The sequence below is a fragment of the Candidatus Hydrogenedentota bacterium genome, assembly GCA_012523015.1.
Lineage (GTDB): Bacteria > Hydrogenedentota > Hydrogenedentia > Hydrogenedentales > CAITNO01 > JAAYBJ01.
This window is the reverse complement of the sequence record JAAYJI010000296.1, coordinates 1-11492: the sequence shown is the minus strand read 5'-3', so window position 1 is coordinate 11492 and position 11492 is coordinate 1. Positions and strand designations below refer to the sequence as shown.

The window sequence follows — 11492 nt, the reverse complement described above, 5'->3', positions numbered from 1 at the left end:
TATAAATTTCGATGCCTACATAACCCTGCAACGCGGCGAGTTCACGCTGATCACAATGGTTGAAGTTTTCGCCCCAGTTGGGATGATTCATTATGGCGAAACCCTCGCCCGTATTGACACGATCGATCATGAATTGTCGATCAGCATCAAGAGGCAAAACCTCATCGGCATTGACATGAAGAATATGAGGGCCGAAGGCGGTAATTTCATATCCGGGGATCAAGGTCATACTACGGGCATTAACAGAAGCCGGATCCGTAACGAAATCGTGATCACTGATCATAAGACTGTCATAGCCCTCTTGCGCATAAAGATCCACAATTTCTTGAGGCGATAGTCTGCCATCGCTGTTGGTCGTATGGGCATGGAGATTGACTTTATATTGATTTTGCGTCGTATCGAGATAGGAGGAAGTCAGTTTCATACCTTATGCTTCCTCATTCCACAGAGACTCAAATTCTGCCGCAGTAGCAGTTTGGAGCCGATCTGATTGATAGAGCTCTTTTACGATCGGGTCGGGGATACGCTGAATTTCCTCTGTTTCAGGAATGTAGGTCATCTGTCTCAAAAGAGCATTATTGTCATCGCATTCATAATAGGTGTAGGCGTCGCCTTTTCCCGGAATGAACTGTATGGTCTTGAAATAACGCATGATAGGAGTTCCTTTCATAGGTAAAAGCCAATACGGCTGAGGCTGTCGTCTCAGAAAGAGATCAATAGGAAAACAAGACAATTACGGTAAACCGCTATCTGTGCTGTACGATTACGCACGTCGGCAGTAAGAGTCTTGTAACAAATACAAAGCGATATACTAAGAAGCGTAGTCTCACGATTCTCCGCCTTCACAGCTATAAACAGAAAAACTGTGTCAGACTATTCCCGACGTAATACCCGGGATTCGGAAAACAGATGACGGGCTGAAGTGGCCCCTCCAACGCAAAAACGAAGGTGTCTATAAAATCTTTTTCCGGAAAGACCATGATTAATGATATTATTTAACTTCAATACAATGATGTTTTACACCATAGAACATATTGTACCCCAAGTCCGGATTCCACACAATAATTTGAGTTTCCGTGAAAGGCAAAAAGTAATCCGGTCACGCTATGAAGTTGTGATAAAGTCAGAGCAATGCAGGTCTCTTAACTATATAATTTAATCTGTGGAGTGTCAACGGTGAGTATTCTTAACAATGAAACTTTTTATTTGGCCCTCGGTAATACCGTCGATTCTATCGTTATAACAGACATGGACAGTGTCATCCGATACGTGAACGCCGCCTTTACCAAAATTACCGGCTATGAGGCGCGCGAAGCCATCGGCCTTAAACCCAACATTTTGAAATCGGAAGCAACCACCTTACAAACCTACAAAGAAATGTGGGCTATCATTTTAAATGGGGGGTGGTGGCGCGGCGAAATTTTAAATAAAAAAAAGAATGGCAATCTCTGGTATTCATTTTTGTCCATTACCCAGATCCGCGACGATGAGGGCACGCCCATGGGCTATATTGGCATTGCCCGAGATATCACAGAAATGAAAGACCTCGAAAAACGTCTTTTCGAAATGAGTCTGGAAGCCATTTATATGCTTGCCATGGCCGCCGAAGCTAAAGATGACGTTACAGGAAGCCACCTGCGGCGGGTCCGTTACTATTCCGAGGCCATCGCACGGCAATTAGGGCTTTCCGAACCGGAAATCATTGAAATCGGCTATTCAAGTATGATGCACGATGTGGGGAAACTCAACGTGCCCGACGACGTGCTTAAAAAGCCGGGATCCCTCACGGAGCAAGAATGGGAAGAAATGAAAACACATCCCTTGAAGGGCGCCGCTATATTGAGAGATAAGCCCTTTTTCGGGGTCGCCCGCGAGATTGCCGCCAATCACCATGAGCGTTGGGATGGCAGCGGCTATCCCAAAGGAAAGAAAGGCGAAGAAATCCCTTTATCGTCCCGAATTGTCACCCTTGCTGACGTCTACGATGCCCTTACCACGGTAAGACCCTATAAAGACGCTTTTTCCGATAAAGTCGCCAAACAAAAAATCTTAGAGGGCAAGGGCACTTTTTTTGATCCTCAAGTCGTCAGCGCTTTTGAGCACCTATATGAGTGTGGTGTGATTACAAAAATAAAAGAGAAATATTCTGACGAAGCTCAATGATAAACAGAGACTGCAGTCCATCGCAGAGACGGAGCCTGAGCTTGTTGTTGTGCAGCAAGGATACCCGTTGTAAAGCTATTTTTTTAATATCGAAACGAGATTGAAACATTTTGTTCTTGCGTGATATCCTAGACTCAGGCTTTTGCGAGAAGCTTCGCCGCATCAGCGCGGAGCTTGCCTTATTTCCTTTTGGGTAAAGGTAATTGAGTGTAGGAAATTGTATATACCTAACGGAAAGTATACGCCATGGCTATGGTTAAATCTGAGTTGTCTTATATAGAACCCATTGTTGCCAAATACCCGACGACCAAAGGCGGTATACTGGCGATTTTGCAAGAAATACAACAGGTGGATGGCTATCTTTCTTCAGAAGCTCTTGACGAGACCGCCAGACTGACCGGTGTTTCTGTCAACGAAATTTACGGCGTCGCCACCTTCTACAGCTTCTACAAATTCCATCCGCCCGGCCGCCATCTAATCCAGGTGTGCTTGGGCACAGCCTGCCATGTGCGGGGCGGCGCGAAAATTATGCGCGAATTGGAACGGCTCCTGAACATTAAAGTGGGCGAAGTCACAGCCGACGGTAAATTTGAGCTGAACCGCATCGCTTGTTTGGGGTGCTGTGCCTTGGAACCTGTAGTTGCCATTGACGGCAAATTTTATCCCCGCGTAACCGTACGCAAGCTTCCCGCTATTCTTGCGGAATATGAAGACGAACAGGAATAATGCCATGGATGTCCTTGAGAAACGCTATGCGGATGCACGGAGCGAGTGGAATCAGCTGGAAAACAGCGATGTTCCGATCCTTTTTGTTGGCGCTGCCACCTGTGGCCGAGCCGCCGGCGCAGATCGGATACTGGCGGCATTACGCGAAGAAATAGCAGCGCGTAAGAGCGACGCGAAACTGGTTGAAGTGGGTTGTTTAGGTCCTTGCTATTTGGAACCGCTGGTCTATGTGCATAAACCGGGCAGTGCGCGCATATGCTACGGCAATGTAACGGAAGAGCAAGCGCGCGCCATTGTTGATCGCCATATCTATGGAGATGATCCCTGTTCCCAATGGGCTGTCGGCATCATGGGGGATGCGGCGGGGAACGGCATTCCCCGTTTTGCCGATCATGCCGTGATGCGCGATCAGCTGCGCCGTATCTTCCATAATTGTGGAATTATCGATCCCCAAAACTTCAATCATTATCTTGCCCAAGACGGCTACCGCGGATTTCTGCAGGCCCTTGAAATTGGCGCCGACAAAACCTTGGAAGCAGTGCGCGATTCAGGACTGCGCGGGCGCGGCGGCGCAGGCTTCCCCACCTTTAAAAAATGGGAGTTTTGTCGTAACAGTGCCGGTGAAAAACGTTTTCTTATTTGTAACTGCTCAGAGGGCGATCCCGGCTCTTTTATGAACCGCACTCTGATAGAGGGGGATCCCCATGCCGTTCTGGAAGGGATGCTGATTGCCGGATATGCCATGCATGCCACTGCCGGGTATATTTACTGCGGCGTAGAATATGCAACCGTCTTGAAACGCTTACGCCTTGCTATCACCCAAATGCGCGAAGCAGGCCTGTTGGGTGAACATATTGCAGGCTCTGATTTTTCTTTTGATATTTACGTTAAACGCGGCGCAGGCGCGTATGTCTGTGGCGAGGAAACCGCCTTGATTGCAGCCATAGAAAGCCGCCGCGGTATGCCGCGTCCACGTCCGCCCTTTCCCGCCGCCAGTGGGTTGTGGGGCTATCCCACTACCATTCAAAACGTGGAAACTTTGGGCAACTTGCCCATGATTCTGCGTCATGGTGCAGCATGGTATAAAGAATGCGGCAGCGAAAATAATGCAGGTACCCGTTCTTTTTCCGTAGCAGGAAGCATAAAACGGCCCGGATTGATCGAGGTGCCCCTGGGTATATCCCTCATGGACATTATTTACAAAGTAGGCGGCGGCGCGCCTATGGGTCGTTCTGTAAAAGCGGTGCAAACAGGCGGGCCTTCCGGCGGCTGCATTCCTGCATGGCGTTTTGATCTGCCTGTGGAATATGAGGCACTCGCAGAGGCCGGCAGTATTATGGGCTCCGGCGGGATGATCGTCCTTGACGAAGAAACATGCATGGTCGATCTAGTGAAGTATTTTTTAACCTTCACACAAAATGAATCCTGTGGGAAGTGCCCGCCTTGTCGTGTAGGAACCCGCGCCATGCTCTCCATTGTAACGAAAATCGCAGAGGGCCGTGGTGAACCGGAAGATTTGCAGACCTTAGAAAGTCTGGCGCGCACCGTGAAGCATGGTTCTTTATGTGGATTGGGTCAGACTGCTGCCAATCCGGTTCTCTGTACCTTGCAATATTTTAAAGATGAATTTATTACCCACATTGTTGCGAAGCGCTGTGACGCCGGCGTGTGTACTGCCTTGACGACCACGCCCTGTATGAGCGGTTGTCCCGCCGATATTTATGTGCCGGGTTTTGTTTCATTGGCCGGGCAGCGACGTTATGATGAGGCGCGCGCCCTGCTTCGGGAGCGTAATCCCTTCGCGTCTGTTTGTGCCTATGTGTGCCATCAGCCTTGTGAAAATCGCTGTCAACGGGGAAGCATTGATGAACCAGTTTCCATCGGAGAACTTTCCCGATATTTGGTTACTACGGAAATGCAGGTGGCGCCGCCGCGCGTCATTGCCAACGACGCCAACGCAAAACGTAAGATTGCCATCATCGGCGGCGGTCCCGCAGGATTGACAGCGGCCTATTTTCTCGCGCGCTTAGGCTATAAGCCCGTGCTCTACGAAGCTTCCGATTCGCTGGGCGGTATGCTGACCCAAACCATTCCGGCCTTTCGCCTGCCCCGCGAAGTGGTCGACCAAGAAATAAAAATGATCTGCGATCTCGGCGTTACTGTAGAATTCAATCAACGCCTAGGCACAAATCTGAGTTTATCCGCGCTCCGTGAAGCCGGCGTGGAAGCGGTCCTCGTGAGCAGCGGATCATCCATTCCGAATAAACTCCAGGTGCCCGGAGAAGAGACGGAAGGCGTCGTCGACGCCGGTGCTTATCTTTCCCAATATAACCAAACAGGAACCGCGCCCGCCGGCAAAAAGGTCGTGGTCATTGGCGGTAATAATGCTGCTTTAGATGCCGCACGGACTGCCAAAGAGCTCGGTGCTGAAGAAGTCACCCTTCTCTATCGGCGTACCCGAAGGGAGATGACGGCTTATGAAAACTGTATCGATGATGCGGAACGGGAAGGCGTGACAATCACCTGCCTTGCCGGACCGATGGCGGTCAATACCGAAGCCGGGCGTGTCTCCGGTCTTCGTTGTGTGCGCATGGAATTGCATGAATACGACCTGAGCGGCAGACAAGCGCCCGCCGCGCTCGGAGATAGCCAATTCGAGATCAACGCGGATCTGGTCATTGTGGCGGTGGGGCGTCAGCCGAATGCCGAATTCTCTTGGGCCGATCCAGATTTGGAAATGGATGTGAGCGGGTTTATTCGCGTCCATCCGGAATCCCAACAGAGCAGCATTCCTTGGCTCTTCGCCTGTGGTGAAGCGGCGCAAGGGGCGCGCTCCATCATTGAGGCTATCGCTTCCGGAGAACGCGCAGCCGCCGGACTTGATCATTTCTTGACAGGAGCTTCCCACCCCTTCTGGCGCGTTCAATCGCTGGTAGATACACCCTTTGATCAAGATGCCGATTTCGTTGCGACGGCAAGGCTTGTCGTGGATCGTTCTCGTGTCGAAAAGCAAAAAGATAGTTTTGAAGAAGGTGTGGGTATTTTCACCGAAGAAAACACCATAAGTCAGGCTTTGCGTTGCCTGCGATGCGATTACTGTAAAGAGCATCAATAGTCGTTTCCCCAGACGTGTTTGAGTTTAACAGACAGGATCGGATTTACATGGAACTTACCATTAATGGACAACGGGTCACAGCGGAAGCAAAAGAAACCCTTCTCGAATGTGCGCTGAGACATGATATTCATATTCCGCACTTGTGCACCCATCCCAGTCTGCCGCCCTTTGGCGCATGTAGGATGTGCATGGTCGAAATTGAGGGGATGCGAGGTTATCCCACAGCCTGTACAACGCCTGTTGCACAGGACATGGTCGTACGTACCGACACGGAACCGCTTCGTGAATTGCGTAGAAATATCCTGGGCCTGATGATGCTCGAACATCCCAGCGCTTGCCTGTTGTGCGGGCGCAGAGATGAATGTGAAGAGTTTCGGCCTGTCGCCGAGAAGGTGGGTCGTACTACCGGCTGTCACACCTGCAACAACAAAGAGCTTTGCGATGTGCGCGCCTTGGCTGAGGATCTCGGATTTTCGGCCTTGCCCGTGCCGCCCCGGTACCATTTCCGGCCTCTGGAACGCTCCGATCCCTTTATTGATCGTGATCTCAACTTGTGTATTCTCTGCGGACGCTGTGTGCGCGTTTGTAAACATCAACATGGCAAGTCCATTATTGATTTTGTGGGGCGGAGCAGTGTAGCCCGGATCGGCGAAGCTTTTGACCGCAGCCTTCTAGATGCTGATTGCCGCTTCTGCGGATCCTGCGTAGATGTTTGCCCCACAGGAAGTTTGGCGGATCGTTATGCCAAATGGTTTGGCAAAGCCGAAACATGGGCGCAGACAAGTTGTGTCCTTTGTGATGAAAGATGTACCCTTAACATTGGCATTGTAGACGAAAAAGCCATATCTGTCCGTGCTGTCGATGAGGACAAGCCTTTGTGTGTGCTGGGACGTTTTGCAACAGCGCCGCTTATGAATCATAGCGAACGGCTCCATGTGCCGCAGATTCGTGTCGGTGAAAACCTGCGCGAAGTGAATTGGGACGCGGCTTTGGCACATGCCGCAGAAAAATTGATGCCCTACAAGGGCACTTCATTTGCGCTGGTTTGCGATGCCCAGCTGCCCGAAGAACATCGCTTCATCTTAAAGGCATTCACTGAAAAGGTCATGGATTCTCCCCACTATATCGAATTGGATGCCAACAAAAATGGCAGCGAGAAGGCTGACTTGCCTGAAGCATGTAAAGCCGTCATCGCTGTCGGAAACCTTTTAACAGACGCGCAATGTCAAAGATTGGAATTAGTACTTGTCCAAGATGCCTATACGTCTGTCATGTTAGACAAGGCTCAAGTGGTTTTTCCCGCTGCCGTCTTCACAGAAACGAATGGAAGCATCGCAGACCGCGACAAAATATACCGGCCTTTATTCCAAGTAACAACACCGCCGGGACAAGCCAAAGCAGATTGTGAAATTATCATTGCGCTTGCAAAAGAACTTGGCGCGGAACATGTTGTAGCAGATGATACCGTTGCAAAGTTGACGCAAACGGCAGCGCCCATCCTTTGCGAAAAAAGGAATACAGTTCCGCCCGCCGCCGCTGATCCTAAAAAGCGCGCTCTTTTCTTTAGAGGGCATTCCATTGACGCTCTCGTAAAGGGACTGGATTCTTTGCCCGCATCAGGACAAAGAATTCAGGAAACGACAGAAGCGGCAGTTGTTGCCCCTGTGCCGGGCACGCCGCCGGAAGCGTTTCAGATTCTTGCTAAACGAGAAATTTCACCCAATAATCACGAGATTGTGTTTTATGCGCCCGTAGTGGCGAAAAAAGCGCGGGCAGGTCAGTTCGCCATTATTATGGCTGACGCCACCTCGGAACGGGTTCCTTATACCCTCTGTGATTGGGATGCCGACGCGGGGACCATCACGCTGATTGTGCAGGAAAAAGGACAAAGCAGCCGTAAACTTGCACTCATGCAGGTCGGTGATAAAGCCGCCCATATCGTCGGCCCCCTGGGCACCCCCTTGGATATAAAAAAGTACGGTACCGTCGTGCTTTTAGGAGGATGCTACGGACTGGGAGCCCACATAGCGATTGCCAAAGCATTAAAAGACGCCGGGAACCACGTTGTGATTATGGTCGAAGCACGAAGTCACTATCTCCATTATTATGAAAATGAATTAGCACAAGTGGCAGACGAATATATCGCCTCCACCATCGACGGTTCTAATGGAGTGCGAGGTCATGCCATTGACGTGTTACTGCGCCGATTGAAGAAGGGCGCCCATGTTGATCTCGCTATCGCGGTGGGCTGTCCCTTTATGATGAAAACTGTAGCTGCTGAATTGAAAGATATTGACTGTCCCGTCCTTGCTGCGCTCAATCCAATTATGTTGGATGGCACAGGCATGTGTGGCGCATGCCGTGTTACCGTTGATGGTGAAACAAAATTCGCCTGTGTTGACGGGCCCTTTTTCTCTGCTCATCAGATAGATTGGGAAGAATTAAAAGATCGACGCAACGCCTACAGCGAAGCGGAGATTGGTTCCTTGTTATCTACAGAACCCGTTGTACGCACCCATCACGCCCATGGTCATGGATGCGGCTGCGGAAAAGCATAAGTACCCCTGTAACGGAAGATTAAATTATGGCAGACCTTCGAAATGCAGATGACGCTTTGACAAAACCAAAGCCGAAAAAAGTGCGCCCGCCCCGGCAGGCTATGCCCGAACAAGCGCCGGAAGATCGTGCGCGAAATTTCCTGGAAGTGCCCTATGGCTATACGCCGGAACTTGCCATGCTGGAGGCAAGCCGCTGCCTCAACTGCAAAAAACCAAAATGTGTGGACGGCTGTCCCGTTCATGTGGATATTCCCGGGTTCATTGTATTGGTACAAGAGGGCAAATTTGTCGAGGCGGCACAGCATCTCAAAATACAAAATGCCTTGCCCGCTATTTGCGGAAGGGTCTGTCCCCAAGAAGAGCAGTGTGAACGGCTCTGCATTTTGGGTATTAAAGGCGAACCCGTTGCTGTCGGGCGATTAGAGCGTTTTGTTGCTGATTATGAACGAGATTCCGGCACTGTTGCCATTCCCGAGTTGCCGCCCAGAAGCGGAAAAAAAGTCGCCATTATCGGGGCTGGTCCTGCGGGATTGACTGCAGCAGGTGATCTTGTGCGCATGGGGCACGAAGTGACAGTCTTTGAAGCCCTTCAAGAAACGGGCGGCGTTCTCGTCTACGGGATCCCTGAGTTCCGCTTGCCCAAAGAAATTGTAAAAGCAGAGGTACAGTTCCTTGAGGCAATGGGCGTCTCTTTTGTCATGAATTTTGTGGTAGGGCGAAATGCCTCTATCCCGGAACTTCTAGAGGAAGAGGGCTTTGATGCCGTGTTTATCGGAACAGGAGCCGGGCTGCCCGCCTTCCTGGGCATTCCCGGCGAGAATCTGGTCGGTGTATACAGCGCCAATGAATATTTGACCCGATCAAACCTCATGAAGTCCTACCTTTTCCCAAAATATGACACCCCGCCTATTCGTCGCAAACGTGTCGCTGTTGTTGGCGGCGGTAATGTGGCGATGGACTCAGCACGCACAGCGTTGCGGCTCGGCGGAGACGTCCATATTGTCTACCGGCGCGCGAGGGAGCAGATGCCCGCCCGCTTAGAAGAAATTCATCACGCCGAAGAAGAAGGCGTCAAAATGAAATTGCTCACCAATCCCAAGCGGATTTTGGGCGACGACAACCATCGAGTCATCGGCATCGAATGTATACAAATGGAACTGGGTGAACCCGACGAATCTGGACGCCGACGCCCGGTACCCGTCAAAGATTCGGAATTTGTCATTGATGTGGATACCGTTGTTATTGCCATTGGCAATAATCCTAATCCCTTAATCCCGAGATCTATGCCTGAGCTTGCCCTCTCGAAATGGGGAACCATTGTGGTCGATGAAGAGACCATGGCCACCTCCGTTAAAGGCGTATTTGCCGCAGGAGATATCGTTTCCGGAGCCGCTACCGTAATCAGCGCCATGGGACAGGCGCGGACGGCTGCCGCAGCCATTGACCGATACTTACAGGGAGATGCTATTTCTTTTGTAAATGAGTCTGCGCAAAACTAAAACTTTATATCGCTATTAAAAAAATACACAATCCGCTGGTATCAAAAGTAAAAGCTGATGAACAAGATCGAAGCCAAAACGATAGCTCATAACCTTTCCTTTAGTTTCCACAGCCGTATAAACAGTGCTGCTATGTTGTAACTTTAAAAATCGCAGTATAAATAGTTTGATAAGTAAAGAGCCTTTTTGCTTGACATAACGACCTCCGTGTGGTAGCATTAAGACGCTAAAAGAGATTGTGATCAATGTGGCGGCAAGCTAGCGTTGTCGCTGCTTGATGGGAATCAAATAAAACGAATCGATGTTAAATAGTGATAGGACATCTCTAACCTGTAAAGGGTAAAGCCCATGCGTGCTAAACAAATACTCGTCGTTACGATCTTTTCTTTGCTCTTTGTGTTGGGACCCGGGGCTTTCGCCGCGCCAAAGCCTTGTCCTATCAACAGCGCTGACGTCTATGACACAATAACAGACATTGCCTTCCTTATTTTCGATCACGACGACAATGGATACATCACCTCTGAAGAAGTGAGCGCCATTTCGCCTGAACTTGCCCAAAGCGCCGGTTCATATTTAAGCAAATGGGAAAACGGTATCAGTCGTTGGTGGTTTCATAGGATTATGGAAACCTTAAATCTCTTCAACTATGTGGATAAAAATCGGAATGGTTTGATCGAGTTCGAAGAGGTGGAAGAGTTCATTCCGGAAGATATTTTTGCCTATCTGGATATGAACGATAATAGCGTTATTGACTGTGAAGATTGGGCACGTATTACAGCGCCCTACACGAGCTCCGATGTTGAAGGAGGCTGTGGAACTCTAGATCTTTTGGCCATTATAGTAAATGGCGGCATGACATTTGTCGACCTCACGAATGACGGATATATTTCACAAACTGAAATCGCCTTACTTGCTGACGAATATGCCGATCCTATTTTACTTATCATAGATCGTGATGGCGACGACAAAATCTCCGAAGCAGAGCTCTTTTCCTTTATTGAAGCCATCCCCATCAATATCGTTAATGTCCTCGATAGGAACGGCGACGGCGCTATCCAAAAGGACGAGGTCTCTTTTGTCCCCGATTTGGTTTTCATGGCCCTCGATAAAAATCATGACAATCAATTGGATTGCGAGGATGCCCCAAAAATACCGGTAGAAGAACCGATCGAAGACGCTTGTCCTTTGCCTGAAATTGGCATTATGGAAGTCTTTGACCTAGCAGTTACTTGGCTCGATACCAATGGCGATGGCGCCCTTTCTCTTGATGAACTCCGCGCAATTTATACTGGTTTAGAAGAAGAATGGTTTAAAACGATTGACCTCAATCGTGATGGTCGATTAAGTCGAAATGAATTGAGTATTTTTGTGGCACTGGCCCCTATCCCCGGAGATTTGCTCTCGTTGATAGACAGCAATGGCGACCGGCTG

General features: G+C 49.7%; 8 protein-coding genes. 6 read left to right on the top strand and 2 right to left on the bottom strand.

What is annotated here, in order from left to right; all coding sequences use genetic code 11:
- Positions 1-424: PHP domain-containing protein (locus tag GX117_12930; protein ID NLO34233.1), on the bottom strand; the 424-nt coding region annotated here is incomplete at its 3' end.
- Positions 425-427: 3 nt separating this feature from the next.
- Positions 428-652 carry a hypothetical protein gene (locus GX117_12925; GenBank protein NLO34232.1) on the bottom strand — a complete coding sequence of 75 codons (225 nt, stop codon included), beginning with the start codon at positions 650-652 and terminating at the stop codon, positions 428-430.
- Positions 653-1176: 524 nt separating this feature from the next.
- Between GX117_12925 and GX117_12920 the strand changes: the two genes are divergently transcribed.
- The 6 genes from GX117_12920 to GX117_12895 form a co-directional block, all read left to right on the top strand.
- The gene (locus GX117_12920; GenBank protein NLO34231.1) at positions 1177-2163 is read left to right on the top strand and encodes a PAS domain S-box protein; all 987 of its coding nucleotides are present in this window, start codon (positions 1177-1179) and stop codon (positions 2161-2163) included.
- Positions 2164-2409: 246 nt separating this feature from the next.
- The gene (gene nuoE, locus GX117_12915; GenBank protein ID NLO34230.1) at positions 2410-2889 is read left to right on the top strand and encodes an NADH-quinone oxidoreductase subunit NuoE; all 480 of its coding nucleotides are present in this window, start codon (positions 2410-2412) and stop codon (positions 2887-2889) included.
- Between the two features lie 4 nt (positions 2890-2893).
- Positions 2894-6004: an FAD-dependent oxidoreductase gene (locus GX117_12910; GenBank protein NLO34229.1), complete on the top strand. Its 3111-nt coding sequence runs from the start codon at positions 2894-2896 to the stop codon at positions 6002-6004.
- A 47-nt stretch (positions 6005-6051) separates the two neighbouring features.
- Positions 6052-8562 carry a sulfide/dihydroorotate dehydrogenase-like FAD/NAD-binding protein gene (locus tag GX117_12905; protein ID NLO34228.1) on the top strand — a complete coding sequence of 837 codons (2511 nt, stop codon included), beginning with the start codon at positions 6052-6054 and terminating at the stop codon, positions 8560-8562.
- A gap of 26 nt (positions 8563-8588) precedes the next feature.
- Positions 8589-10061 (top strand): NADPH-dependent glutamate synthase, encoded by a 1473-nt coding sequence (gene gltA, locus GX117_12900; GenBank protein ID NLO34227.1) that lies wholly within the window; start codon positions 8589-8591, stop codon positions 10059-10061.
- 348 nt (positions 10062-10409) lie between these two features.
- On the top strand, positions 10410-11492 hold a 1083-nt coding region (locus GX117_12895; protein NLO34226.1), incomplete at its 3' end, for a hypothetical protein.

Excerpts from the sequence above, each read along its gene's own strand:
- GX117_12925 (NLO34232.1), bottom strand. The coding sequence starts at position 652 with ATGCGTTATTTCAAGACCATACAGTTCATTCCGGGAAAAGGCGACGCC.
- nuoE (NLO34230.1), top strand. The coding sequence starts at position 2,410 with ATGGCTATGGTTAAATCTGAGTTGTCTTATATAGAACCCATTGTTGCC.
- GX117_12910 (NLO34229.1), top strand. The coding sequence starts at position 2,894 with ATGGATGTCCTTGAGAAACGCTATGCGGATGCACGGAGCGAGTGGAAT.
- GX117_12905 (NLO34228.1), top strand. The coding sequence starts at position 6,052 with ATGGAACTTACCATTAATGGACAACGGGTCACAGCGGAAGCAAAAGAA.
- gltA (NLO34227.1), top strand. The coding sequence starts at position 8,589 with ATGGCAGACCTTCGAAATGCAGATGACGCTTTGACAAAACCAAAGCCG.